The sequence below is a fragment of the Micromonospora sp. NPDC049497 genome (assembly GCF_044465805.1).
In the GTDB taxonomy this organism is placed as follows: Bacteria; Actinomycetota; Actinomycetes; order Mycobacteriales; family Micromonosporaceae; genus Micromonospora.
Genome location: NZ_JBITMC010000010.1, coordinates 75,902 through 102,184, shown reverse-complemented (window position 1 = coordinate 102,184; position 26,283 = coordinate 75,902). Strand labels below are relative to the sequence as shown.

Here is a 26,283-nt window from a genome sequence, read left to right as displayed (position 1 = left end):
CCCGGCGGGATGAGCGCGAGCGATCCCTGGCACCGAGCCCTGGCCGACCTCGTCTCCCGGTCGCACCGGTTGCCGCCCGACGAGCTTCCGGTGGCCGTCGACGACGTGCTCCGGCCGCTGGGCGTCACGTCGACCCTCTACCTGGTCGACGTGGAGCAGCGGACCCTGCGGCCGCTGCCGGGCTCGGGCGGCCCCCCGGCCGAGCCGCTCTCGATCGACAGCAGCCTCGCCGGGCGCGCCTTCACCCAGGTCGAGGTGCACGTCGGGCACGGCCCGCCACCCCGGCTCTGGGTGCCGATCGTCAACGGCACCGACCGGCTGGGTCTGCTGGAGGTGTACGCGACCGCCGGAGCGGACCTCGCCGACGAGACGCTGTGGGACGGCTGCCGGCTGATCGCGGGGCTGGTCGGCCATCTGGTGACCAGCAAGAGCAGCTACGGCGACTGCCTGCAGCGGGCGCGGCGCAGCCGCCCGATGGAGGTCTCCGCCGAACTGCTCTGGAACCTGCTGCCGCCGCTGACGTTCGCCACCGCCGACACGACGATCAACGCCCTGCTCGAACCGGCGTACGAGGTCGGCGGTGACGCCTTCGACTACGCGCTGAACGGCGGGACCATCTCGCTGGCGATCCTCGACGGCGTGGGGCACGGCTTGCCGGCGGTGCTCACCACCTCGGTGGCCCTGGGCACGTTGCGGGCCGCCCGGCGGGCCGGCGCGGACCTGACCGCGACCGCCCGCGCAATCGACGAGGCGATCGCCGGAATGTGGTCCGACTCCCGGTTCGTCACCGGCGTGCTCGCCGAGTTCGACACGCGGACCGGCCTGCTCCGGTACGTCGAGGCCGGGCACCCGCCGCCGGTCGTCCTGCGCCGGGGAAGGGCCGTCCGGACGCTGACCGGTGCCCGTCGGCTCCCCCTGGGCCTGGGCGACGAGCGCGGTGCGGTGGCCGAGGCGCAGTTGGAGCCGGGCGACCGGTTGCTGCTGCACACCGACGGGGTGACCGAGGCCCGGGACGCCGCCGGGGAGATGTTCGGCCTGTCGCGCCTCGCCGACCTGGCGGAGCGGCAGATCACCTCCGGGCTGCCCGGCGCGGAGATCCTGCGGCGGCTGACCCATGCGGTCGCCGCGCACCGGGATGCCGCCTTCGCCGGCGACGACGCCACCCTGATGCTGATCGAGTGGTCCGCCGCCGCGGCGGAGGGCAGCGAGCCCTGAGCGGCCGGGGCCGCAGGCCGGCGGTCTGCGCCGGGTCAGTCGAGCCCGCGCCAGCCCCGCCCGTCCGGGTGTCCAGCGTTGTCGTCCAGGCCGAGCATCGGCCCGACCGCGGTGATCCGCAGGACGCGCGCGACCAGCGGTTGCGGGTCGGTCACGCGCAGCGTCACACCGCGCTCCCGGGCCCGCGACACACCCTGGACCAGCACGCGTACGCCACTGGAGTCGAGGAAGCTGACGTCGGCGAGATCCACCACCACCTCGGAGAGCCCCGGCCGCCCCAGCGCCTCTGTGAGCGCGGCGTCGAGGTCGTCAACGGTGGACATATCCACCTCACCCGTCGGACGCACGGTCACGCGCCCGGGGTCCACGTTCCCCTCGTTCATGACCGCCTCACCGTCAAGATGCGCCGGGGCAACGCGCCGTCGACGTGCACCGACCATATCGGGCCGCCCCGGCCGGGGCCAGCCGAGGCCGTTGCCGGATTCAAGTGCCTTCTCACACCCAGCGTCACTCCGGCGATCTCGGCGGCTTCGCCATTACGCCGCAGGTCAAGTCCACTTTTCGACACGATGACGCGCCTCGTGGCATCTTGCCGACGACCATGCGAATACGTAGCGTGGTCGGTACGCGCGGCGGCCGGCACCCGCGCCGTACGGGGACCTGGGGGAAGGCTGCGGGCCGTGGATCCGGCCCGGGTCCACGGTCCGCAGCCCCGTCGTCCGTTCCCGGTGGGCCGGGCACCCGCCGGTCAGCTCGGATAGACCCCGTACGACCGCCATCCCCGGTCCGGGAAGCCGGCGGCCTCGGCCACCCGCGCGGACGCGACGTTGCGGCGGTCGTGCAGGTAGGTGGGGATCCCGCCCTCGTCGAGGACCCGGCGGGCGGCCTGCGCGACCAGCCGTCGGGCGAGGCCACGGTTGCGCGCCGCGGGCGCCGTCCCCACCGCCAGTTCCCGGCCATACGCGTCGTGCCGCTTGACCCCCACGCCGGCCAGGAACCTGCCCCGGTCGTCCCGGACCACCAGCACCGGCCGGTCGAAGAGCCGTAGCCAGGACGGCAGGCCGGGAGCCGTCGGGGCGGTCCACTCGCCCACCTCGGACAGCGTGGCGGGCGCGACACTCCACCGGAACACGTCGTCGTGCACCGCCCACCCCGCGTGGCCGACCGCCGCGGGCAGCCCGGGCAACAGCCGCCGGGCGGGCCCCCGGGCCAGGCCGCGGACCACCGCCACCCGGTCCGGTGGCACGGAGAGCACGGTGCTCGCACCGGCGGTGACGGCGATCGCGGGCCGGAGCCGGCCGTCCCAGGCGGGCCGGGCGCGCCGGTGGGTCCCGACGACGTGCAGGCCCGGCCCGGCCGGCCACTGGCCCAGCCAGGTCGCCAGGTGCAGGTGGAGCCGCCGGTCGAGCATCGACTCCCCTTCTCTCCGCCACGGTCGCGCCGGGCCGGCCTTCCGGTGATCACCGTACGCCCGAACGCGAAAGTCGGCGCACCGTTCCCGGCGCCCGCGCAGCCGTAAGGAACAGGCAACACCTCCCGGCGGGCGGCATGGCTAGGCTGGCCGCCACGAGGGAGGTGCCCGGTGACGCAGCGGGTACTGGTCGTCGACGACGACCGGACGGTCAGCGACGTGGTCTGTCGCTATCTGGAGCACGCCGGTTACCGGGTCACGCACGTCGGGGACGGCGCCGCCGCTCTGGCCGCCGTCGCGGCGGACCCGCCGCACCTGGTGGTGCTGGACCTGATGCTGCCGGTCGTGGACGGGCTGGAGGTCTGCCGGCGGCTGCGGACGCGGCCGGACGGCGTACCCGTCATCATGCTCACCGCGCGCGGCGACGAGGCCGACCGGATCCTCGGCCTGCAACTGGGCGCGGACGACTACCTCGGCAAGCCCTTCTCTCCCCGGGAGCTGGTGCTGCGGGTCCGCTCGGTGCTGCGGCGGACCGGCGGCGAGCCGGTGGACGCCCCGCCGGAGGTGCTCGTCGACGACGGCCTGGAGGTCGAGACCGGCCCCCGGGTGGCCCGGCTGCACGGACGCGAGCTGGTGCTGACACTGCGGGAGTTCGACCTGCTGGTGCACCTGATGCGCCACCCGGCCCGGGCGTTCCGCCGGGCGGAGCTGCTGGAGCGGGTGTGGGGCTGGAGCTTCGGCGACCAGTCCACGGTGACCGTGCACGTCCGGCGGCTGCGGGAGAAGGTCGAGGCGGACCCGGCGCAGCCCCGGCGGATCGTCACCGTGTGGGGCGTCGGCTACCGCTACGAGTCGGCCCGTGCGTGACCTCGCCCTGATCTTCGCGTACGCCCTCGGCGCGGCGCTCTGCGTCGGCGGCGTCGGCGCGGCCGCTCTGCGGCTGTTGCGCGGCCGGTCCATCACCACCCACGTCGTCGCCCTGCTGGCCCTGGCGGTGACCGCGGTGGCCGCCGGCGTGGCCGCGGTCGCCGAGGCGATGTTCCTCTCCGCCCACGACCGGGACGTCGTCCTCATCACCGTCGCCGCGGCGGCGGTGGTCAGCGTCGCCGTCGGCTGGCTCTTCGGTCGCCGGCTCGCCGCCGCCGCCGTCTGGGCCGACCAGGCCCGTCGCCGCGAGCGGCACATCGAGCAGGGACGCCGCGACCTGGTCGCGTGGGTGTCGCACGACCTGCGCACCCCCCTGGCCGGGCTGCGGGCGATGGCCGAGGCGCTGGAGGACCGGGTGGTACGCGACCCCGAGACGGTCGACGAGTACCACCGCCGCATCCGGGTCGAGACCGACCGGATGACCCGCCTGGTGGACGACCTGTTCGAGCTGTCCCGGATCAACGCGGGCGCGCTGCGGCTGTCCGTGTCGGCCGTGCCGCTGGGCGACGTGGTGTCGGACGCGCTGGCCAGCACGGCGCCGCTGGCCGCGGCCCGGCGGATCCGGCTGGAGGCGGCACACTCGGGGTGGCCCACCGTGCTCGCCAGCGAGCCGGAACTGGCCCGGGTGGTGGGCAACCTGCTGCTGAACGCCGTCCGCTACACCCCGTCGGACGGCACGGTCCGGGTGGACGGTGGCCGCGACGCCGACACCGCGTGGCTGGCGGTGGCCGACACGTGCGGCGGGATCCCGGAGGCGGACCTGCCCCGGCTCTTCGACGTGGCGTTCCGGGGCGAGCCCGCCCGTACGCCGGGACCGGGCAACGGCGCGGTGGCCGGCTCCGGCGGCCTGGGCCTCGCGATCGTGCGCGGGCTGGTTGAGGCGCACGGCGGGCGGGTATCGGTACGCAACGTCAGTGACGGATGCCGATTCGAGATCCGGTTGCCGGTCCCCGGAACCTGAGACATCGATCGACCGTCATATCTATTTCCATACATGTACAACTTCCTTTGGGACGGTAGGCTCATGCTGAATCAGCCGAACGACCGTTACCAGCAGGACCCCGAGCAGCTCTGGCCGCAGACCTCCGGGTCCTCGGGACGGTTCCCGGCGCAGTCGTCTCCGCACCGGGGCAACCGCGCGTCCGCGCTCTCCTGGAGCGACCTGAACAGACTGCCCGCTGGCGTCTCCTCGCGCCGCCACCTCAACCCGCGCTGACCCGGGTCGCGCGACACACCGGCACCGACCCACCGGGGCTTTCGCACACCTGTCGGGTAACGTCTTGTGGTCCTCAACCGGGCCTACGACAGGAGAAGTTCCGCGCATGGGCAAGAAGACGATCCACGTCTCCGACTTCAGCGGCACGGTCCTGGCGACCGACGACGAGGTGGTCCGTGTCGTCGTCCTGGAGCACCCGGACCTGGTGGCCGGGCCCGTGCAGCTGGACGCCACCCCGGTGGAGGTGGAGAGCATCGACGACGCCGCTCTGGACGTGGCGGTCGTGGAGATCCACGACCGCCACGGCGGGGGTGAGCCGCGCCGCGTGGTGCTGACCGCCAGCGAGTTCGACGCGATGGCCACCGACGTGCCGATGGCGCAGCTACTGAGGACCGCCGAGCGGGTCCGCCCGCCGAAGACCCGCAGGGCGGCGGAGAAGGTCGACTACGGCACCATCGAGCACGCGGGCAGGCCGCACCGCGGGCGGGTCACCGAGGAGGAGGCCCGGCTGGTGCGGGAGCGGCTCGACGAGGTCAACAAGCGCCTCGCCGACGCCGGAATCCGCCAGATCGATCCGGCCGACCCGGAGCACGCCGCCCGGTACGGCTTCCCCGCCGCGCCCTGACACTCACTCCCTGGCGGCCCGCACGGCGGCCTGGATCGCTTCGGCGACCGCCGTCTCGGCGGCGGCCTTGTCGACGCCGAGCCCGGTGAGCACGCCGTCGCCGTCCTCCTGCTCCAGCAGGGCCAGCAGGATGTGCTCGGTGCCGATGTAGTTGTGCCCGAGGCGCAGCGCCTCCCGGAAGGTCAGCTCCAGCACCTTCTTCGCCGGCACGTCGTACGGGATCAGCGCTGGCACCTCGCCGCCGGACGACGGCGGCAGCGCGGCCGTCGCGGCCTCCCGTACCCGTTCCAGCGGCACGCCCGCCGCCACGATCACCTGCGCGGCGATCGCCTGCGGCTCGGCGAGCAGGCCCAGCAGGATGTGCTCCGGGCGGATCTCGGTGTGCCCGCCCGCGCGCGCCTCCTCCTGGGACATCATCACCACGTTGCGGGCGGGCAGGGTGAACCGGGCGAAGCCCTGCTGCGGGTCCAGGGGCGGGTCGGTGGGCTTGGGGACGAAGCGCTTCTGCGCCGCCTGCTTGCTGACCCCCATGCTGCGGCCGATGTCGGTCCAGGACGCGCCGGAGCGGCGGGCCTGGTCGACGAAGTGGCCGATCAGGTGGTCGGCGACGTCGCCGAGGTGCTCGCCCACGACGACCGCGTCGGCGAGTTGGTCGAGGACGTCCGGGCGGGCCTTCTTGATGCCCTGGATCAGGTCGTCGAGGCGTACGGGGTTGCTCATCTGCACAGGATCCGTCATGCGTCAACCATAGGTTGACGATGCGAAGCCGTCAACCTATGGTTGACGACAGTTGCGGCCGCGCCGCGTTCCGCGCCCCCGGGGGGCGCGGAACGCGGCGTCGGACCGTCAGGAGGTGACCACGCCGGCGTCGACCACCGCCGCATCCCCGGCCGCGAGGACGAGGGTGTCGCTGTAACCCAGGCTGCTGTACGGGTACGCGTTGTCGTACAAGGCCAGGTCGGAGTCGACGGAGTCGATGAAGAGGTACGGCTTGTCGATGCTGATGACCACCGAGTACGTGCCGGGACGGACCCGCGCCGTCCACGTGCCGTCCGCACCCCGCGTGCCGGCGACCGCCGGAAGGGTCTGGTCAGCGGGGTTGACCGAGACCCACGTGCCGGCACCGGTCACCCCGGACTCCTCGACGTCGCGCACCCCGTCGCGGTCGGCGTCCTGCCACACGATGCCGCTGACCGTGGCGGCCTCGACGACGGCGACGTCCGTCCGACCCTCGTTGTCGGTGAGGTCGTCCTCGGGCACGTTGGTGCTGGCCCGCGCCACCACGGCCCAGGCGTCACCGGGCTGCGCCGAGGTCACCGTCGCGGTGAGGTGGAGCGTGTCGGCGCTGTACCCGGCCACGATCTGGTAGCGGGTGCACCGCCAGGCGGAGCCGGTGGCGGCGTCGTCGACCACCACGCAGTCCCAGCCGGTGCTCATGTCCTCGGTCTGCCGGGCGAAGCCCGTGGGGATCGGCACCGTGACGTAGACCTCCTCGGCCGTCATGTTGCCGGTGTTCCGGACGTCCACCCGGATGTCGACGGTGTCCCCGGTGATCACCTGCGCGGGCGCACCTACACCCGTCACCTCCACGTCCGCCACCCCCCGGATGTAGGTGATCGGGCCGGTGGCGGTGTTGTTGGCGGTGGTGCTCTCGGTGCTGGTGGTCGTACCGGTCACCGTCACCGCGGCCGTCGTACCGGGTGCGGCGGGCGGGAAGTAGAAGTCGAAGCGGAGCTGTGGCGCGCTCGCCCCCGCGGCCAGCGCGCCGTAGGTGCACGTACGGCTCACCCGGAAGTCGCACTGCCAGCCGGCGGGCGTGGAGTTGCCGTCGGTGAAGTCCGCACCGGCCGGCATGGTGAAGGTCAGCGTCACGTCCGCCAGCGGCCTGTTGCCTCCGTTGCGGACGTCCACGACGACGGTGGCGCCACCGCCGACGTCCACGACCTCGTTGCGCGGGGCGGTGGCGGTGACGACCAGGTCGGCGCGGGGAGGCGCGGCCGCGGCCGGTGCGGCGGGCAGCACGGTCGCCACCGAGAGGAGGGCGCCGAGCACGAGGGCGGTCTTGCGACGGCCCTTCGGTAACTGGAGAGGGGTGCGGTACATGGGATCCCGTCGGTCGCAGGTCCAGCCGGCTTCCGCTCGGCCGAGGACGCGCGCACGCGGCGCCCGTCCGATGATCAAGGCGCTGCCGGGAGCGGGCCCGTTACACGATGGACGGTCGGCGCGGAGGCGGCAGCCGGCCTGGCGCGTCGGTGGCCTGCTCCGTGCCGGCCTTACCGGGACACGCAGTACACGTCGCCGGAATTGGCCTCGTGCGGCAACGCGAGCAGGTGGTCCGCCATCTCGTCGGCGGGCACCCACCGCTGGAACGTCATCGACTTGTCGTCACCGAGCGCCACGTCGAACCTGTCGAAGCCGAGCGCGGCCAGGCGGTCCAGACACCGGAGCGCGATGTCGCGCGCGATCGTGGTGAACTCGAACGAGACGGCGGGCAGCGGGCGGCTCAACCCGGCCAGCACCGCGTCCTCGAATCCCTCCACGTCGATCTTGGCGAACGCCGGCACGCCGTACTCCTCCACCAGCGCGTCGACGGTCACGACCGGGACCTCGATCTCGGCGTCCCACACCTGGCCCTCCCAGCCGCCCGCGCCCTCCGCAGCCCGCACGAAGTCCGAGGACGCGGTCGACACGGTGGGGTTGGCGGAGTTGACGTGGAACCGTACGCTCCCGGCGGCCGCGCCACAGGCCGCCTCGACAAGCGTCACCCGGTCGTCGCCGGCGTAGATCGCCCGAAGGGCGCGCAGGCAGAGCGGCTGCGGCTCCACGGCGACGACCCGCGCCCCGAGGCGGCGGAAGCTGCCGATGTGGTCACCCACGTGGGAGCCGATGTCGAAGACGAGATCCCCCCGCGTGACGAAGCGGGCGTAGAAGGCGTCCATCCGCGCGTCGCGCTCCGGGTCGCCGTAGTAGACGTCGAGCGACCGGCGCAGGCCGGAGGTGGCCGGATCGTTCCTGAGCGCCGCGACCCTGCCGGCGACCGTGTCCGTCATCTACCTGTGGTCCTCTTCTCGAAGGGGGCCGTCATCGCGGGCCGAAGGCGGTGCCGTCACCGCGGGCCGAAGGCGGTGAGGAACCGGTCCCGGAAGGCGTCCATCCGCCAGACCGGCGCCTGCGGGCCGGGCTTCAGCCCGTCCTGCCAGCCCCACCCGGAGATCCGGTCCAGCACGGCCCGGTCCCGGGTGATGATCGAGATGGGCACGTCGTGGCTGGCGTTCTCACCGGTGATGACCGGGGCCGGCTGGTGGTCGCCGAGGAAGATGAACACCAGGTCGTCGTCGCCGTAGGTCTCCACGTAGGAGACGAGCGTGTTGAGCGTGTACTCGATGGACTGCCGGTAGTCCGCCCGGATCCGCTTGGCGCTGCGCCGCCCCTCGCCTCGCCCACCCTCGGCGGCGTCCTGGAAGATCGCGCCGTCACCGACGTCGGCCCAGTCGACCAACGGCGGTACGGGTGTCCACGGGGAATGGCTCGACACCAGCGCGAGTTCCGTCATCGTCGCCGGGCCGTCCGGCCGCGCCCGCTCCAGGCGCTGCCAGCTGGACAGGGTGTACTGGTCGGGCATCGTGCCGAAGCTGAACTTCGGGCCACGGTAGGCGAGCGTGTTGGCGTCGTAGAAGCGGTCGTAGCCGTAGAAGGAACCCTCCGGCCACGCCCTGGTGACGGCGGGCATCACACCCACGGTCTGCCAGTCCGCCCGCTGGAAGGCGCCGCCGAGGGTCATCCGGTCGCTCGCCAGCAGGGTGCGGTGGCGCTGGTCGTTGTCGATCCAGAGGCCCGAGAGCAGCGTGGCGTGGGCCAGCCAACTGCCGCCGCCGAACGTCGGCGAGGTGAGGAAGCCGCTCTGCGCGGAGTAGCCGGCCGCGCGCAGCCGGTTGGTCCCGCCGTCGAGGACGGCACCGACCTGCGGTGCGAACTCGGGATCCTCGACGGCGTCCCGGCCGTAGCTCTCCACGAAGGCGACGACCACGTTCTTGCCGCGCAGCGCCGTCAGCAGTTGGTCGCCCGGCGTGTCCCGGAACGCGTCGTCGTTGATCGTGGTGGAGAACGTCTTCCGGTCGTTCAGGCGCAGGCGCACCTGGAACCCGTGGCCGTTGGCCAGGGTGGTCGCCGACGTGTCGGCGACCGGTACGCCCGGAGCCACCTGGACGCCGAACGCGGCGCATGCCACCCAGACGACCACCAGCACCGCCACGGTCCGGGTGGTGCCGGTGTGGTGCCGGACGACCAGGTGACTCAGCCGCAGCATCGACAGCGTGACCAGGACGGGCAGGCCGACCGCGACCAGCGCCAGCGCGACCGCGGCACCGATCGCGCCGGGACGGCCGTACGACTCGGAGACGAAACCGAACGCCTCGTCGAGCAGCGCCCAGTCGAGCACCAGGTCGAACGCCCGGCTGAGCGACGCCGAGAACCCCAGGTCGAGCAGCTTCACCAGGAACAGCAGGCCGAGAGCCACACCGGCGAGCGTGGCGACCAACCGCCTCCCGCGGGGTGGCAGGGCGAGCAGCAGGGCGACGAGCAGCAGCGCCTCCAGGGGGATCCGGACGAAGGCGCCCGGCGAGAGACGACCGAAGTCGTACGGCGCGGTGAGCGCGAGCAGCACGAGCAGCGCGGCCAGGACGGTCGCCAGCCGGCTCCGGACGGACCGCCAGGTCCGGCCGCGGGCGGCGGGATCGTCGTCGGCGGCACCGCCCGGCGTACGGTCGGTGTGCCCGTCCGCCGCCGGGTCGTCCCGCACCGGCCACCGTCCCCGGGCCGGTCGCCGGCGTACCCGCGTCATGAGCGACAACCTGGGCGTCCTTCCGTTGATCGTGATGAGGCGACGGCGGGGGGCTTCAGACCCGGACGATCCCGTTCCGAGCCGCCGGGACCCGCGGGGGCTCGTGCCTCGCCGGTCCACCCGGAGTCTCCCGGGCCGGTCCGCCCCGTCGAACGACGGGGCCCTCGATGCCCCGGTGCGCGGCGAGGCCCGCATGGGCCCGGATCTCCACCCTGCTCGGGCGGGCCGGCGTCTCCTCAACGGTCGTGCGGCGGGTGGTACGGGTCGTCCACAGCCAGCGGACGTCGCGGCCGAACGACTCGACGAGCAGCGCCAGCGACAGCACCAGCACGACGACCGTCAGCGGACCAGCGAGCACCTCGGCCATCGCCACCGTGAGCGCCACGCCCTGGATCGCCGCGACGACCTTGCGCCAGTAGCGCGGCGGCAACGATCCACGCATCCAGGGCAGCACCCAGCTCGCGGCGACGAAGGCGTACCGCATCCCGCCGATCGCGAGCACCCAGCCGCCCGCCGACGGTGCCACGTAGACGCAGAGCACCAGCACGAGGAACGAGTCGACCTCCATGTCGAAGCGCGCACCCAGCTCGCTGGTGGTCCCGGTCCGGCGGGCCGTGTACCCGTCCACCGCGTCCAGCGCCAGCGCCACGGCGGTGAGGGTGACCATCAGCGCGACCGGCGCCGGCCGGTCGAACGAGTCCGCCGCCAGTGCCGTCACGCCGCCGGCGAGGATCGCCCGGCCCAGGGTCACCCGGTCGGCCGGGCTCAGGCCACGCGCACCGGAACGGGTCAGGCCCCGGCTGAGCAGGGCGCACAGGATCATCCCGTACCCCAGCCCCGCCAGCCATCCGGCCGCGCCGAGGCCGACCGTGCCGGCGAGCATCGCGAGCAGGACGGCCTGCACCAGCAGTCCGACGACCGGACCAGTTCGCACCGTGGGCATCGTGCCTCCGTGACTCTGATTGGCGACCCTGACTCTCAACACGAGAAATACGGCCGATCGGTTCGTTCTGGACGCAGGTGAACACGACCTCGTCGGAGGGTCCACTGCGCAGGACAACGATTTCCACCGATGCACCGCTCGTGCCCGCGCGCACCACCGGCGCCACCGTGAGCGGCGGCTGACAGCGGTGGGGCCGGCGGCCGAACCTGCCGCCGGCCCCACACCTTCCCTGGTGGTGACGCTCGCTTCGAGCTGTGGCTAGGCGTCTCGGAGGGGCTGGTAGGTGACGAGGACGAGGCTGTCGCCGACGGTGCGGCTGTCGACCAGCCGCATCGGTTCGTTGTCGCCGGTCTCGCCGAAGAGACGCCGGCCGGCACCGAGCACCACCGGGTAGATCATCAGCCGCAGCTCGTCGACGAGCCTGTGCTCCAGCAGCGTGTGCACGAGCCGGCCGCTGGCGTAGACGACGATGTCCCCGCTCGCCCTCTGCTTCAGCGCCGAGACCTCCTTCACCACGTCGCCCTGCAGGACCGTGGAGTTGTTCCAGGTGGCATCTTCGATGGTCGAGGACACGACGTACTTGGGCATGCTGTTCAACCTGTCTGCCCACGCACCACTGCGGGACGGCCACCGCGCGGAGAAGAACTCGTAGCTCCGCCGGCCCAACAGCATCGCCTCGCTGCCCAGCGCCTCGGCGCACTCGACCTTGGCCCACTCTTCGCGGTCCCTGTCCCCGACCCGGCTCAACCAGCCGCCGAGCCGGAAACCCTCCTCGCCGGTCGGGTCCTGGGTGACTCCGTCGAGCGAGACGTTCTCACTGATGACGATCTTTCCCATTGCGCTTCTCCTTGGCGGGCGTTGTCAGCTGACACTGATGCAGACACCGCGACGTCGAGAAAGTGGCGCGCGTCGGACCGCCCCGTTCACCGCTTGGCCGGTGTCCGTACAGAAGAGAGCGACGAGAAGCGGGAAGAGGTGACCCGAGGGTGGGGGAAGCGACAGCCGAGGTGATGTCCAAGGCACGGGCCGGGGACGGCGACGCGTTCCGGGAGCTGACCGAGCCGTATCGCCGGGAACTGCAGGTGCACTGCTACCGGATGCTCGGATCGATCCAGGACGCCGAGGACGCCCTGCAGGACACCCTGCTCGCCGCCTGGCGAGGATTCGCCGGGTTCCAGGGACGCGCCTCGCTACGCACCTGGCTCTACCGCATCGCTACCAACCGGTGCCTCAACGCGCGCCGTTCGGCCGGCCGCCGCCCGGCCAAGGAGTGGGATGTGCCCCATGTCGAACCGCCGGAGCCGACCCGCCTCGGCGAAGTCGTCTGGCTCGAGCCATGTCCCGACGCCCTCCTCGAGGGCGCCATCGGCGTGCCGCCCGGTCCGGAGGCCCGCTACGAGCAGACGGAAGCCGTCTCCCTGGCCTTCGTGACCGCCCTGCAGATCCTGCCGCCTCGCCAGGTCGCCGTGCTCATCCTGCGCGACGTCCTGGGATTCCACGCCGACGAGGTGGCCGACATGCTCGACTCCAGCGTCGAGTCGGTCAAGAGCGCCCTCAAACGGGCGCGCACCACACTGAAGCACCGACGGCCCACGACCGGCGACCGCGAACCGCCGCCCGCCTCCGGCTCACCCTCCGAGGACGCGATCGTGGCGGCGTTCCTCCGCGCGTGGGAGTCCGCCGACCTCGACGCGCTGGTGGCCCTCCTGACCGACGACGTCTTCATGTCGATGCCACCGATGCCCTTCGAGTACGAGGGCCGAGACGTCGTGGCCCGCTTCTGCGCCGGCATCTTCCGCGCGGGTCGCAGGTTCGACCTCGTCCCCACACGAGCCAACGGCCAGCCCGCGTTCGGCGCCTACCTGCGCGCTTCCCACGGCGTCAGCCACGGCATCGGCCTCTACGTCCTCACCCTGTCCGGCGACCGGATCTGCGCCCTGACGCGCTTCGAGAACAACGTCCTCCCCCTGTTCGGACTGCCGCGATCGCTCCTCAGCCGATGACAGCCCACGTACCGACGCGCCGCAGGGTCCTGCGCCGGCTGCTGCCCGCGAACGTCTGAGCTTGCTCGTAGTCTCACCGGCATGACGATGAAAGAGACCCACACACTCATCGCACCCGGCGCCGACCTGGTCTACGACGTACGCGGACCGCTCCCGCCGGCCGACGGCCGGCCCGCGCTGCTCATGACCGGCCAGCCGATGACCGCCGAGGGCTTCGACGCGCTCGCCGCCAACTTCACGGACCGCACGGTCGTCACCTACGACCCTCGCGGCCTGGGTCGCAGCACCCGGAGGGACGGCCGGTCCGACCACACGCCGCAGCAGCAGGCGGCCGACCTCCACCTGCTGATCGAGGCGCTCGACGCCGGTCCGGTCGACGTGTTCGCGAGCAGCGGCGGCGCGGTGACCGCGCTCGAACTGGTCGCGACCCACCCCGGCGACGTCGTCACGCTGGTGGCGCACGAGCCGCCGATCAACGCCGTGCTTCCCGACGCCGCCGGCGCCGAGCGCGCCCGGGCCGGCTTCCACGAGGCGTATCAGGCGAACGGCTTCGGCGCGGGCATGGCCGCCTTCATCGCGATGACGTCCTGGCAGGGCGAGTTCACCGACGAGTACTTCGCCCAGCCCACGCCCGATCCGGCAGCGTTCGGCATGCCGACCGGCGACGACGGCACCCGCGACGATCCACTGTTGTCGAAGAACTCGTGGGCGATCACCGACTACCGCCCCGACCCGGACCGGCTCACTGCCGCGCCGACGCGCATCGTGGTCGCGGTCGGCGAGGAGTCGGCCGGGACGTACACCGCGCGTACGGCCCTCGGCACCGCGGCTCTGCTCGGGCAGGAGGCCACGGTCTTCCCGAGCCACCACGGGGGGTTCCTCGGCGGCGAGTTCGGTTACGCGGGCAAGCCCGAGGAGTTCGCCGCGAAGCTTCGTGAGGTCCTGTCCGCCGGCTGACCACCGCCCGTCTACGCGGTGGGCGTTGCGCTACTGTCGCCACGTGCCGGCTGCCCGTACGGTCGGCAACTGGATGGTGCAGACCTGGCGCGCCGGGCGGACGGTCGCACCCGCGGCGCCAATGGCGCGGTGGCGGATGAGCGCCATCGCCGCCGCACTTCTCAGTCTGATCTCTGCCGTGCAGTACCTGTCCGCTGTGGCGAACGGCGGCGAGCACATGCGTACCGTCCTCGCCGAGACCACGCTGTTGCTGGTCGCCTCATCGGTGACAGTCGTGATCGCCACGACCACCGGTATCCAGGTCGTCCGGCGCACCGCACCACACGAGCCGCACCCCGCCGTCGCAGAGGCCCCAACGGCGTAGTCGTCCCCGTTGTCGAGACGAGGGACCGATCTCTCAGCGCGGCCGTGAGCCCTGTACCGCGGACCGGGCACCGCAGCGGCACCCGCCGCCGTCTGAGCCGGTCTGACGCTCTGATCGGGTGTTCACCGCCGGGGGCCGCGGCGCAGATCGGCCACGTCGGCTGACGGGGTGAAGCCGGCCGAGGCGTAGGTGGCCACGGCGCCGACGTTGGAGCTTTCCACGCACACACTCGCGCTGGGCGAGCCCATGTCACGGAGGGCCGCGGCGGCGGCAAGCGTGATCGCTGTGCCGTAACCATGGCCTCGGTGACGGCGGTGGACACCCATCGGCTCGAGAAGTCCCGGCCGCCCGGGCCCGGCTGACCACACGGTCGCCACTGCCACAGCATTGTCGTGCTCGTCGGATGCCAGGAGGCTCCGTGCGTCGCCGTAGAACGGGCCACCAGCCATGGCGAGCCAGCGCCCCACCCTGAGACGTCGGTCGGCATCGGTGAAGGTCGAGCCGCGGAACGCCGACCAGTGGACGGTGACCCACTCCTCGGCGCGATCGGGCCCGATCGTCTCGATACGCAGACCGCAGTCCTCGACCGGGTCGGAGAGCGTGCGGTGGAACGGTGTCCACGGGTCGTCCCGCTCCCAACCCCGCTTCAGCAGCACCTGGGTGAGAGGCTCCGCACCTCGGGCTTCGACGGTCGCGCCGCCGCGAACCAGGACACCACGTGCCGGCTCGTCCACGTCGGCGGCGATCTGGTGGGCCAGCTCCTCGTCGTCGCGCCAGTGGGGAGCGATGGCCATGCGCAGCAGCTGGGGACCGTCCAGCAGGCCGATCGCGAGAACCTCCCCGTCGCGCGACCACATCCGGAGGGCAGCGGCCGTGGCCTCGGCACCATTCAGCGAGTACCAGCCGAGATCGCCGGAATGCAGATGCAGCGGTCCCCCGTCGTACTGCCACCGCTTGAGCGCGGCGACCGCTGCAGACATCTCGTCGACGCTCGGGATGCCCAGCATGATGCTCATGGGGCGACCCAACCGCAGAGAGCGGTTGGGCACCAACGGATTTCGCCGGGGCAGGCGGCGCTCGCGTCAAATCGCCACGTATCGCAGCGCTTCCGCCATGGGCCGAGTATGAAGGAGCGCTCCGACGTCCCCGTCCGCCCAGAGAACCGGCGCGGGTAGCGGCACTTGTCGCTCGCCCGAAACGACATCTGGGACCCACCCAAGAGGGGTGAATGCCCAGATGATTGCTGGCGCGCCGCCAGGGACTCGAACCCCGAACCCGCGGATTAAGAGGACACCCGCCTTGTCCTTGCTCACCGTCACACCGTCGGCAGCCGTCCACTGCTGGCTTGGCTCATCGTGCTGTCTTGGCGGCGGGTTGGGGTCACGTAGGGGCCAGGTCTCGCCTGCGGACCCTCGCTTGTAAGGCGCTTCCGGCACGAGTCGTAGCGTCCGCAGTGGAACCGGGGATTAGCTCCGGACGCGCAATCCGGGCTGGATCCTCGCGCGGCAGCGGCTCATTGCTGCCGGTCGCCCGCAGGAGAGCCGACCACCTCGAGGCGTTCGAAGATGTAGTAAACGGGGACGGCGGCGATGATGGCAAGTGCCACCGGCGGGCTGACGAAGGCGACGGCGACCGCGGCCAGATACAGGACCGACGCTGCCCCGGATCGCAGCCGCGCCGTCCAACGGGCCCGCTTCGGCAACGGCTGCCGGAGCCGCCCGGAACGCAAGGTCCATTCGAAGATCCCGGCGAAGCTGAGCCCCATCCCCATGAAGGCAGCCGCATACAGAATCACCGCCACCCGGGCGTCCTGCCCGCCCAGCGCGAGGTACTTGGCCACCGTCGCCGTGTCTACCGGAATGAGGACGACGAACACCAGCAGGACGAGGTTGAGGAGGGCCAGCGTCCGGTCGACGACGGCGACGTTCTGGACGAGGGCGTGATGGTTGATCCAGATGAGCCCGATCGTGGCGAAGCTGATCAGGTAGGCGACAAATGAAGGCCAGTGGTCCGCGACTTGATGCAGAAGCGGGCCATGACCCGGGCCGGCCACCGCGAGGTTCAGCGCCAGTAGCGTGATCGCGACCGCGAAGACCGCATCGCTGAATTCCTCCAGCCGTTTTCGGCTCACTCCAGAGTTCTACCGCAACACCGCGACGTGCCGAGGGGATTCAACCCGACCAGCTACCGCCGGCCCGGCCGCCGCACCCACCCCGGGCTGCCCTCGACCTGCCCTGTTGAGGAGCGGAGCTGTCCTGACGGACCACCAGTGTCTTGTGCCCCCCGGTGTGCGCCCCACACTCTCAGGAGCCGACAACGGGCCGTCAGCCTCGCCCGGCGCTGCCCAGCGGTTTCGCCGACGTACGGGGTTGTCCGGCGGGGTCCACCGCCTTGGCGCTGCAAGACGCAGTGATCGGCGGGCTGATCTCAGAAAACCCGGCGCGGAACCTACGCCTTGCGCACGGTACCGGCTGCGGTTCTCGCCACTAACAGGTGAGGAAGCCAAGCTGTTGCTGAAAGTCGCGCGGTCGGATCGGCTGTACGCCCTCTACGCGGTGGCGCTGGCTCTCGGCCTCCGCCGTGATGAAGCGTTGGCTTGCGTTGGGAGGACGTGCTGGGGCACAGCTCCCCGACCATCACAAAGCTGATCTACGTTGAGGTGACCCGCCAAGCTCAGCGGTCGACCACAGACAAGCTCGGTTATCTGTTCGATGCCTGACGTAGGGGTCACCAAAAGGGGTCAGGGCCGGTCATCATGACCGGCCCTGAGGGTGTTACTGCTGGTGCGCCGCCAGGGACTCGAACCCCGAACCCGCGGATTAAGAGATTGGCCTTGGTCATGTTGCTTGGTCCATGTCGGTCGCTGGAGTCCATCTGTTCGCGTTCATGGCGCTGCTTTCTTGAGACTGCGTCCCACTCAGCCCACCCGTTGCGGACCTGTCCCTGGCGACGGAGCACCCGGTGAGCATCCACTGATCAGCCCGTCCGTCGACTCGAAGGGCAGCGTCACGCATGACGAGGTTCAAGGGGCGCTCCCTACTCTGCACGTCGGCGAACAGCTATGGATCGAGGACGCGGCGGTCTTCGTCCGGCGCACGGCTGGAGACATGATCTGCCACGACGGCTATCAAGAACCAGCTGACCGACCCACGTTCGGGCATCACCGGCAGAATTTTGCCCGTAGAGCGCTCCTCGGCTACGCCTGGCGGGGCGATGTGATACAAGGCAGTCATGTCTGGAGCGGAGCTATCCACGGCGTTACGGGTCCTGAGCGCCATCGCCAAGCCTGCAACCGACAAGCTGAAACGCCAGGAGGGCGTGGTTGCGGTCCTGCACAAGCTGGGCATGGCGCCGGATGCGCCACCGCCCGACTTCGCGGGCATCTACACCTACACGGTGGTCGAGTACTGCTACGGCAAGCCGGAACCTGTGCTCCGGCTGTTTCAGAACCAGTACGTGCGCGAGGCGTTCGAGCGGTCCTTCGTGACTGGCGACCCAGCTCACCTCGACCGCGAGGTCGCCGAGATCCTCCAGTGGAATGAGGAGACCGGCGCGCTCGGTCGTCTTGACTACAACTTGGCCCGTGAGGTCACCGGCTTCTCGATAGTCTTCAACCGCCTTGTCGACCGCACCCGCACCGCCGCCGAGACCAGGATGGAGCTCGGCGTCAACGACATCCAGGAGACCCTCGCCGGGCTGATCAGGCGAATTGACCGGATGGGCACCCGCGAGGAGATCCTGCGGCAGGAGGGCGGGGCCATCACCTCGATCCGGCACCTGGCCAACGAGTTGCGCGAGTGGTTCGCCGCTGTGGAATACCGCATTCTGCGGGAAGTCGAGTCCGGCCCGGCCGAGTTCGTCTGGCTGGTGCGGGTGCCGGCCCGCCGCGGGTACGACACCGCGGTCGTCCTCGGCAAGACTGGCGAGCTCAGCGCCCCGGACGTCACCCGCGCCGCTAAGCTGGTGACGGCCCACCACGCATCCGAGGGCTGGGTGGTCGTGCCTCAGCGGATCAGCAAGGCCGCCCGCGCTGTCGACGAGCAGCTCGAACAGGTCTACTGCTACACGCTCGACGAGCTGATCGACGAGAGCGCCGACTTCGAGCCGTACCTGAAATGGCTCGAGCGCGAGGTCCGCGACCGCGAGATCGACGAGCGGTTCGTGCCGCCGTCCTGCGTGAAGGACGAGCCCGACCGCGGCAGCGGCAGCGGCCGGATCGCCGCGCGAAGCGTCTACTCGTGGCGCGAGGGCGGGCTGGGCGACTATGTGCGCTCTTGGTTGGACGACGACACCAAGGAACACCTGTCAATCCTCGGCGAGTTCGGCATGGGCAAGAGCTGGTTCAGCCTCCACTTCGCCTGGACCATCGCCCAGGAGTGGCGGGCGGCCAAGGCCTCCGGCCGCAAACGGCCCCGCCTGCCGCTGGTGATCCCGCTGCGCGACTACGCCAAGGCGGTCAGCCTTGAGTCGCTGTTCAGCGAGTTCTTCTTCCGCAAGCACGAGATCCTGCCCGGCGGCTACGGCGTCTTCGAGGCGTTGAACCGGATGGGTCGACTGCTGCTGATCTTCGATGGCTTCGACGAGATGGCCGCCCGGGTCGACCGCCAGGCGATGATCAACAACTTTTGGGAGCTGGCCCGGGCTGTCGTTCCCGGTTCGAAGGTGCTGCTTACCTGCCGCACCGAGCACTTCCCCGAGGCGCGCGAGGGCCGCGATGTGCTCAGCGCCCGGCTGGCCGCCTCGACGCAGGCCCTGACCGGCGAGCCGCCGCAGTTTGAGGTGGTCGAGCTTGAGCCATTCGACGACGACCAGGTGGATGAGCTGCTCGACAAGCTGACAAGCGGTCCTGCGAAGGACGTCATCCTGCAGAATCAGGACCTGGTCGACCTCATACGGCGCCCGGTCATGGCTGACCTCGTGCTCTCCGCGCTGCCGGCCATCGAGGGCGGTGCGAAGGTGGACATCTCCCGCGTCTACCTGTACGCGGTGCAGCACAAGATTGATGCTGACATTCGGGCCGAACGTACGTTCACGTCGCTGGCCGACAAGGTCTACTTTCTGTGCGAGCTGTCCGCGTACATGCTCAAGGAGTCGATCCTCAGCATCAACTACCGTGCGATTCCCGACCACATCCGCGCGTGCTTTGGTCCCGCTGTCCAGGAACAGCGCGACCTGGACCACTGGCACTACGACATGCTCGGGCAGACCATGCTGGTCCGGAACTCGGAGGGCGACTACTCCCCGGCCCATCGCTCGCTGCTCGAGTTCTTCGCCGCATATCGGATGGCGGCCAAGCTCGGCGTGATGAACGAGGACTTCATGACCCTGATCGGGTCGGTACGGCCTACGTGCGAGCCGAGGTTCACGTGGTCAGAGCTGCCGTCCATCCCGGCTGACGAGCGCGCCGCCGCGATCGGATGGCGCCCGGAGGACCTCCAGCAGCTCGCCGACTCCGCTGTCAGTGTCGACACTCCCGCCGTCTTCGACCTGATGAGCCCGATGCTGACCGCGAACCCGATCGAGTCGCTTGTCGAGTACCTGCGGTGCACTGCGGAACTGTCCGACAACAACGAGAGCCTGCTGGGCGCGAACCTCATCGAAATCATTGCTCGGATCGACCCGAACACGCTGCGCGATCGACAGCTCGACGGCGTCGACCTGCGGTCGGCGCGGCTGGATCGGTTTGACGCGGGGATGAGCCTGGCCGGCTGCTCGCTGCGCGGAGCCAGGTTCGAGTACGCCGACCTAGAGGACGTGGACCTGGCTGGCGCAGATCTGACCGGCGCCCGTCTTGCCACTGCCGACTACCTCGGCTTCGCGCGCGGCGCCGTGAATTCCCTCGGCAGCCGCGGCGACCTGCCGGTTGTCTGCTTTACCCGGGACAACCGGGTCTACCTGTGGACGCTGTCCGGCGATCCCGAGCTGATCTTCAAAGCGCCGGACAAGGTGGACGGCGGCGTGATGTTCGACGACGGCAAGACGCTTGTCGTCTACCGGGACGACACGACGGCGTCGCGGCTCGCCAGCGTGCTACACGATCCGGCGACCGGCACGGTCTCACCCCGTCCGATCCGCGGGGTCACCGGCGACGCGTGGCAGATCGGCGAGAAGCACTACCTGCTGGAGTTGCACCAGCACGAGAACGGCGAGTTGCTTACTCTGCGCGACATCGCCGCTGACGTGTTGATCGCCGAGATCCTCCTTGAACCGGCCAATGTGACCTTCGAGGCGAATGGGGTCGGCCGGGTGTTCGGCCTCAACGTGCTGAGCGTCGACCACAACGAGACCCTTCCGACATCCGAGGTCGAAGTCTTCGAGCTGCTCATCGGCGCAGGCGGAGACCTTCGCTACGAACCGCACCGGACCCTGCGGGTCCCTGAGGTCGACGCGGACAACATTCAGCTCTATGGTGAGAGTGGCGTCGGCGTGATATCAGTCAGCGACGACGGTCTGCGCCTGATGCTGCTCGACGTCGACACAAGCAGCGTGCGCCTGATCGACTTCTTGGACCCGTCGGCGAAACCCTTCAACCGGAGCCTCGACTACCCGGCTCGCAGCCCGCGCGCGTTCAAGCTGAGCCGGGACGGCAGCCTCGCCGCCGTCCCGTTCGCCGGCGGCATTCGCGTGTTCCGCGTCGACGAGCCTGCTCGGCCGATCCTGGAGATCAACCCCAACCGCCATGCCACGAGCTTCACCTTCACCGACCGGGGCCTTCTGGTTGTCGCCGACGCCTATGGCGGCCTCAGTGCCTATGACCTGGCTACCTGCGCTGAGGTCGCCACGGCGAACCTGAGCACCAAGGTCCGTGGTGCGATCTTCCGGGAAGCCACCGGCCTGCAGCAGGCAGTCCGCGACCACCTCGCCCGCAACGGTGCGATCGTCGAATAGTAATGCTTTCTAAGGGACGTCTCGTAACTGGGTGAAGGCGTTGCCGGGCGTGGGCTCGGTGGTCAGCCGGCGAGGATGATGTTGTGGAGGTTGGCGATGCCGGAAGCGGCGTCGGCCAATGTGTGGGCGGCGCGGCGGTAGTCGCGCAGGATCTTGAAGCATTTCATCCTGGCCAGGGCGTGTTCGACCCCTGCTCGGACGGTGCGGTGTTCGACGTTGAGGGCTTGCTTCCAGTCCGCAAGGTCGCTGCCATCGTTGGGCTTGCGGTACGGCATGATCACTTCGGGGTTGCCGCGGTAGCCGCCGTCGGCCATCACCGGCCTGCCGTGCAGCTTCTCGGCGATGCCGGAGGTGCGGTAGACGATGGTGTCGTTGCGGTTGTCGGGCTGCGGGTCGCCGATGGCGATGACCAGGCGGGTGCTGGCGTCGATGGCGACCTGCAGGTTGGTCGAGTACCGATAGTTCTTGCTCCTGACGGCCAGGCGGTGATCGCGGGTGGGGATCAGGGTGCCGTCGACGATCGCGATCTGCTCGACCGGTCGCTTGCGCACCGGCGCAGTAGGTGCAGTCGAGGTTGCAGAAGCTCGTCGGCTGCACGACCAGGGTGTGAAAGCTGCCAGCGATCGCCGGCTGGCCGGTGGCATTGATGAGGCCGATGCCGTTCACGAGGTGGCCTCCTCGATGCTGCCGGCCGTGGTGGTACTGATCCGGTAGGCGTGGGTGTGGCGGGCGGGCCAGCCGAGGAACCGGTCGAACATGTCGGCGGCGCTGCCCGTGACGCTCGGGTTGAGCCGGTGCAGGTCGTCGATCGCGTCGTGCAGGCAGCCGGCCAGGTAGAGGAACAGGCTCACCGGCACTTCGCGGTACTCGGCCAGGAGCGCGAGCTTCGCTGCGCCGCAGGGCCACGGCTGCCCGCATCGGCGGCACAGCCACAGCGGGCGCATCGGCAGATGTTCCACCTCGGCTGGCGCGAGCCGGTTCACCGAAAGACGACGCTGCTGGTCAGTCACCGGCGACCGCCCTCGCGGGCCTGCTGCTCGAACAGCCGACGCCACACGAAGGTAAGCAGCGGCGGATCAGCCGGCCACACCTGCCCCGGCGAATCCGTCCCCCCAGACTCGGGGCGCCGGGACTGGCCAGCCATGGCGTTACGCGAGACGTACACCGTCATGCCGCCACCCCCACCAGGGACGATGAGCGGCGGGCTCGCCGGGGGGAATGGCGAGCCCGCCGCCGCATCACGGCGGCTGGGAGCAGACCGCCGATCACCCACCCGCGCAGCCCTCATGGCGGTACGCAGGCGGGGAAGGCGCCGAGACAGTTCGCTCCCGGACGGGCCGAGCCAGCGACCCAAGCCGTGGTGTGGTGCGCCGCTCATCGATCCCTCCATCTGCAGCTCCCTGTCAGTGATCCCGACACCGGCATCGACACGCGCCGGTGATCCGGGGTGAACTGAACGTAGGGGCGGTCCATACGGAGGACCGGGAAAATCCGTACCGGGTCCGGCGGGCTTCAGCGGGCAGGGTGATGGTGTGCGAGGGATGACGGACGACATGACGATCGGCCAGCGCGTCGCCTTCTACCGGCGTCGGCGAGGGCTCTCCCAGGAGGTGCTGGCCGGTCTGGTCGGCAAGACGCAGGAGTGGTTACGCAAGGTCGAGACGAACCGGGCCGACCTGGACCGGCTGTCGGTCATACGCGCGATCGCCAAGGCCCTCGACGTGTCCCTCGGCGACCTGATCGGTGCACCGAGCCTGTTCGAGTGGTCGGACGACTCAGGGCGCGAGACGATCCCGGCCTTGCGGGCCGCGCTTCACGACTATCGTCACCTCGCGCCGGCGCTGGCCAGCACGGGGGACGTCGAGGCCCCCGCTCTGCGCGAGATCGAGAACGACGTCGCCGAGATCTGGACCGCCTACCAGCACTCGCGGTACGGAACCCTCGCCCGCCGGCTGCCCTACCTCATCCACGACTGCCTCACCGCCACCGAGGCGTACGACGGAGACGACGGCCAGCGCGCGCATGCGATGACCGCCTACGCCCACCAGCTCGCCGCATTGTTCCTTACCAAGCTGGGCGAAGGTGACCTCGCGTGGACCGCCGCCAGCCGGGGGCTGGCCGCCGCCAACGCCAGCCACGATCACGTGGTCATCGGCTCACTCAGCCGCTCCGCCGCGCACTCGCTGGCGTCCATCGGCGAGTACGCCCAAGCCCGCGGCCTCGCCGCCACGGCGGCGCAGTTCCTGGAACCACGGCTCCTCAAGCCGACTCCGCAGCTGCTGTCGGTCTACGGGAGCCTGCACCTCGTCTGCGCGCTGGCCGCCGCCCGAGACGACGACCGCGCCTCGGCCGACACCCACATCGCCGAGGCCGATGCCGCCGCGCAGCGGCTCGGTGCCGATGGCAACCACGTGTGGACCGCGTTCGGGCCGACCAACGTGTCGATCCACAAGACGACCGTGGCGATGGAACTCGGCGACGTGCAACGCGCCATCGCCATCGGCGCCCCACTCGACACCAGCACCGTGCCCATCGAGCGGCAGGTTCGGCACGCCATCGAAACCGCCCGAGCCCTCGCCCGATGGAACCGCATCGACGACGCGCTCGCGGCGCTTCTGGACGCCGAGGTCATCGGCCCCAACCAGGTGCGCTACCACCGGCTCTCCCGCGACCTCGTCCGGGACATCCTCACCCGCCCCCGGCCACCCCGACTGGCCGTCGAACTCAGCGACCGGATGGGCGTCCGGTCGGGAGGGCCGCGCTGGTAGCTGGGCTCAGATCAGCCGGCTCGTGTAGCCAGCCGCCACCAGGCGCTCGAAGGCCGCCCGTACCTCGTCCGGCATCTCCTGCGGGATCGCGAACCCGCGCTCGGCGTACACCTCGATCCGCTGCGTGTCGCCGACCAGCATGTCCACCACCCGCCGCGGGTCGCCGATGCTGCTCACGTAGTCGTCCAGTTCGAGTGGGTTCGACGCGCACACCACATCGACCTCCGGCCACATCAGCCTGCACGTGGCGTAGGCCCGACGCTGTTGGTAGGGCCGCGACATGATCAGCACCGACTTCACCGGGATCCGGTGTTCGGTCAGGAGCTGACGCGAGTACTCCAGGTTCTGGGCGGTGTTCGTGGCACGCGGCTCCACGAGAACCGCTTCCGCGGGTACGCCCTGCTCGAGGGCGTACTCGCGGTAGTGCACTGCTTCTCCACGGGGGAACCGCTCGACGGTCGTCGGGGCGTTCGCGCCGGTGAACACGATCCTTGGGAACAGGCCCTCGTGAAACAAGCGCGTTGCGATGACAGCCACGCCGAGGTCATGACTGCCCAACCCGATCCCCACGTCGCACGGGAGCAACTCGTGACGCATGTCGTGGTAGCGCCAGAGCGTCTCCACCTCCGCCCGGATCGCGTCAGGGATCGCCTCGGCATGTGCCGCCGCATGCCGGTTCATCAGCACCTACCAGTCCGGTCCGCGCTGAACTTCCTCATATCGCCAGCGTAGGGGTAGCAGGGCAGCACGACGCCGCTGACTCCAGCACCACGCCGCTGCCCTCGTCACGATCAGGAGGTTGGCGGTGGTAGAGGCATCGTGACGTGGTGAGGTCAGGATCCGGCCTCGATGAGGCGGCGCCTACCACTCTCGCCCGGCACCTGCCATACCTGATCGTCTGGCCAGTGGCGATACAACAACTGCTGCGTGGTCGTGGCGACAGCATTCCGCAGTGGCTCCCGGAGCAGGTCGGTCCGCAACCGTTCCTCTCGGTCGGCGTCCTGAGCGATTAGAAGGACCGCCCCGGCCGGCACCAGCCGGCCCGCACGCGGTAGCCGGCCACAGTCCACCCAGCCCTGACGCCGGCCGCTCATGCTCGGCGACAACGTCGCCGACCGGGCCACGGTCGACGTGTACCAGGAACCGCAGGCACCGCCCGTCCTGCAGCCATATGCCGTAGCCGTCGGCCCGCAACTGCGCCAGGTCGTACTGGCGCAACCACGACGACGTCTCCATCATCGCCAGCCACTGGAACAACTCGCACCGCCCCGGGTTGCGCCGTGACACCTCGATCAACGGCAGAAACAGCAGGGCATCCGCCCGACCGGAGGACCGCTGACTCAACCGCAACGGCACCGGCCGCCCCGACGCCGTCAAAGCACGCCGGAGCACCTCCGTCCCTTTCGCCTTGACCTCGTACCACCAGGTATGGGTCCGGTCCTCCGGCGAACGCTCGCGGCGCACCAGTCCCGCCTCGTGCAGCCCCACCAAGTCCCGGTGAGCGGTCAGCCGCGACACCGCACAAACAAGCGCCACGTCCAGCGTCGACGCAGAACCATGCTGTGCCAGGTACGACAGGATCCGCCACCGCCGCGGGGACAACCGCCGCGCGGCATCCTGGTCACCCATTTCCTGATGATCCCTCCGAGCCCCGGCGGCCCGACATCCTGTTTCCCACAGCTGCACAGAGAGTGGTCGATGCTCTGACCGGGAGATCGGAAGCCGGGGACCCCGTGACCGGAGACAGCGCCCGCCGTAAGCCGTTGGGCCAGGCGTCGGCGGGCCGTGCGAGCACCCACATACCCAAACCGTGGTTTTGGGGCCGATTTTGGAGATCACTGTTCAGTGAATCAGTCGAAGAGCCGAGGACGAAGGAAATGAAGCGGTCAAACCGGGCCACCCAAAGTTGATCTCCAAGGGAAGCACCGCACCGCGGTACCGATCGCCAGAAACGACTGACACGCGCCTTCCCGGCTCGGCGATGAAGCGCCACACACTGAGACAGTGGTTACTGAAAGTGACGAATCCAGGTGAGCCCTCCGCGCCGGCGTTCAGCTAAGCAGCTGCCCCTCGCCCCGGCCGGCTAGCGCCAGATCCCCTAGATGTGAGACTGTCTATGTAACTGA

24 protein-coding genes and 1 pseudogene are annotated in these 26,283 nt (G+C 70.4%); 10 read left to right on the top strand and 15 right to left on the bottom strand.

Annotated features, from left to right (window positions below):
- Positions 1-9 precede the first annotated feature (9 nt).
- A complete protein-coding gene (locus tag ACIBR0_RS16090) occupies positions 10-1,215 on the top strand; it encodes a PP2C family protein-serine/threonine phosphatase (protein ID WP_396716234.1) in 1,206 nt (401 codons plus the stop codon).
- 35 nt (positions 1,216-1,250) lie between these two features.
- Here ACIBR0_RS16090 and ACIBR0_RS16085 read toward each other — a convergent pair whose 3' ends face one another.
- Positions 1,251-1,598, bottom strand: coding sequence for an STAS domain-containing protein (locus ACIBR0_RS16085; RefSeq protein WP_396716232.1), 348 nt, complete (start codon positions 1,596-1,598; stop codon positions 1,251-1,253).
- A 365-nt stretch (positions 1,599-1,963) separates the two neighbouring features.
- On the bottom strand, positions 1,964-2,626 hold the full coding sequence (locus tag ACIBR0_RS16080; RefSeq protein WP_396716230.1) for a GNAT family N-acetyltransferase: 663 nt from the start codon (positions 2,624-2,626) through the stop codon (positions 1,964-1,966).
- 171 nt (positions 2,627-2,797) lie between these two features.
- On the opposite strand from ACIBR0_RS16080, the gene ACIBR0_RS16075 reads away from it, so the two are divergent.
- The 4 genes from ACIBR0_RS16075 (at position 2,798) to ACIBR0_RS16060 (ending at position 5,394) form a co-directional block, all read left to right on the top strand.
- Positions 2,798-3,493, top strand: coding sequence for a response regulator transcription factor (locus tag ACIBR0_RS16075; protein WP_396716228.1), 696 nt, complete (start codon positions 2,798-2,800; stop codon positions 3,491-3,493).
- Positions 3,486-4,514, top strand: a complete 1,029-nt coding sequence (locus ACIBR0_RS16070; protein ID WP_396716226.1) for a sensor histidine kinase — start codon at positions 3,486-3,488, stop codon at positions 4,512-4,514. The genes ACIBR0_RS16075 and ACIBR0_RS16070 overlap by 8 nt, the downstream gene beginning before the upstream one ends.
- Before the next feature lie 63 nt (positions 4,515-4,577).
- A complete protein-coding gene (locus ACIBR0_RS16065) occupies positions 4,578-4,769 on the top strand; it encodes a hypothetical protein (protein ID WP_396716224.1) in 192 nt (63 codons plus the stop codon).
- Positions 4,770-4,875: 106 nt separating this feature from the next.
- Positions 4,876-5,394 carry a hypothetical protein gene (locus tag ACIBR0_RS16060; RefSeq protein WP_396716222.1) on the top strand — a complete coding sequence of 173 codons (519 nt, stop codon included), beginning with the start codon at positions 4,876-4,878 and terminating at the stop codon, positions 5,392-5,394.
- A gap of 3 nt (positions 5,395-5,397) precedes the next feature.
- On the opposite strand, the gene ACIBR0_RS16055 is transcribed toward ACIBR0_RS16060, so the two are convergent.
- The 6 genes from ACIBR0_RS16055 to ACIBR0_RS16030 all read right to left on the bottom strand — a co-directional run bounded on the left by ACIBR0_RS16055 (position 5,398) and on the right by ACIBR0_RS16030 (position 12,014).
- Complete coding sequence (locus ACIBR0_RS16055; protein WP_396716220.1) at positions 5,398-6,132, bottom strand: Clp protease N-terminal domain-containing protein; 735 nt, start codon at positions 6,130-6,132, stop codon at positions 5,398-5,400.
- Positions 6,133-6,240: 108 nt separating this feature from the next.
- Positions 6,241-7,497, bottom strand: coding sequence for a hypothetical protein (locus ACIBR0_RS16050; protein ID WP_396716218.1), 1,257 nt, complete (start codon positions 7,495-7,497; stop codon positions 6,241-6,243).
- 170 nt (positions 7,498-7,667) lie between these two features.
- On the bottom strand, positions 7,668-8,444 hold the full coding sequence (locus ACIBR0_RS16045) for an FkbM family methyltransferase (RefSeq protein ID WP_396716216.1): 777 nt from the start codon (positions 8,442-8,444) through the stop codon (positions 7,668-7,670).
- 56 nt (positions 8,445-8,500) lie between these two features.
- Complete coding sequence (locus tag ACIBR0_RS16040; RefSeq protein ID WP_396716214.1) at positions 8,501-10,234, bottom strand: sulfatase-like hydrolase/transferase; 1,734 nt, start codon at positions 10,232-10,234, stop codon at positions 8,501-8,503.
- Positions 10,235-10,289: 55 nt separating this feature from the next.
- Entirely contained in the window at positions 10,290-11,168 is an 879-nt protein-coding gene (locus ACIBR0_RS16035; protein WP_396716213.1) for a CDP-alcohol phosphatidyltransferase family protein, read from the bottom strand.
- Positions 11,169-11,435: 267 nt separating this feature from the next.
- Positions 11,436-12,014: a dihydrofolate reductase family protein gene (locus ACIBR0_RS16030; RefSeq protein WP_396716212.1), complete on the bottom strand. Its 579-nt coding sequence runs from the start codon at positions 12,012-12,014 to the stop codon at positions 11,436-11,438.
- A gap of 149 nt (positions 12,015-12,163) precedes the next feature.
- Between ACIBR0_RS16030 and ACIBR0_RS16025 the strand changes: the two genes are divergently transcribed.
- The 3 genes from ACIBR0_RS16025 to ACIBR0_RS16015 all read left to right on the top strand — a co-directional run bounded on the left by ACIBR0_RS16025 (position 12,164) and on the right by ACIBR0_RS16015 (position 14,501).
- Positions 12,164-13,180 (top strand): sigma-70 family RNA polymerase sigma factor, encoded by a 1,017-nt coding sequence (locus ACIBR0_RS16025; protein WP_396716210.1) that lies wholly within the window; start codon positions 12,164-12,166, stop codon positions 13,178-13,180.
- Between the two features lie 81 nt (positions 13,181-13,261).
- Entirely contained in the window at positions 13,262-14,137 is an 876-nt protein-coding gene (locus ACIBR0_RS16020; protein ID WP_396716208.1) for an alpha/beta fold hydrolase, read from the top strand.
- Between the two features lie 43 nt (positions 14,138-14,180).
- Positions 14,181-14,501: a hypothetical protein gene (locus ACIBR0_RS16015; RefSeq protein WP_396716206.1), complete on the top strand. Its 321-nt coding sequence runs from the start codon at positions 14,181-14,183 to the stop codon at positions 14,499-14,501.
- A gap of 122 nt (positions 14,502-14,623) precedes the next feature.
- Here the strand turns inward: ACIBR0_RS16015 and ACIBR0_RS16010 are convergent, their stop codons facing one another.
- Positions 14,624-15,517, bottom strand: a complete 894-nt coding sequence (locus ACIBR0_RS16010) for a GNAT family N-acetyltransferase (RefSeq protein ID WP_396716204.1) — start codon at positions 15,515-15,517, stop codon at positions 14,624-14,626.
- 497 nt (positions 15,518-16,014) lie between these two features.
- Positions 16,015-16,632, bottom strand: a complete 618-nt coding sequence (locus ACIBR0_RS16005; protein ID WP_396716202.1) for a TMEM175 family protein — start codon at positions 16,630-16,632, stop codon at positions 16,015-16,017.
- A gap of 1,100 nt (positions 16,633-17,732) precedes the next feature.
- Between ACIBR0_RS16005 and ACIBR0_RS16000 the strand changes: the two genes are divergently transcribed.
- On the top strand, positions 17,733-21,389 hold the full coding sequence (locus tag ACIBR0_RS16000) for an NACHT domain-containing protein (RefSeq protein ID WP_396716200.1): 3,657 nt from the start codon (positions 17,733-17,735) through the stop codon (positions 21,387-21,389).
- Positions 21,390-21,451: 62 nt separating this feature from the next.
- Here the strand turns inward: ACIBR0_RS16000 and ACIBR0_RS15995 are convergent.
- From ACIBR0_RS15995 to amcA, 3 genes and pseudogenes are all read right to left on the bottom strand, one after another.
- Positions 21,452-21,946: pseudogene (locus ACIBR0_RS15995) on the bottom strand (transposase family protein); the annotation flags it as partial.
- Positions 21,947-22,051: 105 nt separating this feature from the next.
- A complete protein-coding gene (locus ACIBR0_RS15990; RefSeq protein WP_396716198.1) occupies positions 22,052-22,399 on the bottom strand; it encodes a hypothetical protein in 348 nt (115 codons plus the stop codon).
- Positions 22,396-22,560 (bottom strand): multiple cyclophane-containing RiPP AmcA, encoded by a 165-nt coding sequence (amcA, locus tag ACIBR0_RS15985; RefSeq protein ID WP_396716196.1) that lies wholly within the window; start codon positions 22,558-22,560, stop codon positions 22,396-22,398. The genes ACIBR0_RS15990 and amcA overlap by 4 nt, the downstream gene beginning before the upstream one ends.
- Before the next feature lie 370 nt (positions 22,561-22,930).
- On the opposite strand from amcA, the gene ACIBR0_RS15980 reads away from it, so the two are divergent.
- Entirely contained in the window at positions 22,931-24,157 is a 1,227-nt protein-coding gene (locus ACIBR0_RS15980) for a helix-turn-helix domain-containing protein (RefSeq protein WP_396716194.1), read from the top strand.
- Positions 24,158-24,163: 6 nt separating this feature from the next.
- On the opposite strand, the gene ACIBR0_RS15975 is transcribed toward ACIBR0_RS15980, so the two are convergent.
- Entirely contained in the window at positions 24,164-24,844 is a 681-nt protein-coding gene (locus ACIBR0_RS15975) for a YdcF family protein (protein WP_396716192.1), read from the bottom strand.
- 174 nt (positions 24,845-25,018) lie between these two features.
- Positions 25,019-25,786, bottom strand: a complete 768-nt coding sequence (locus ACIBR0_RS15970) for a DeoR family transcriptional regulator (RefSeq protein WP_396716190.1) — start codon at positions 25,784-25,786, stop codon at positions 25,019-25,021.
- Positions 25,787-26,283: the final 497 nt, after the last annotated feature.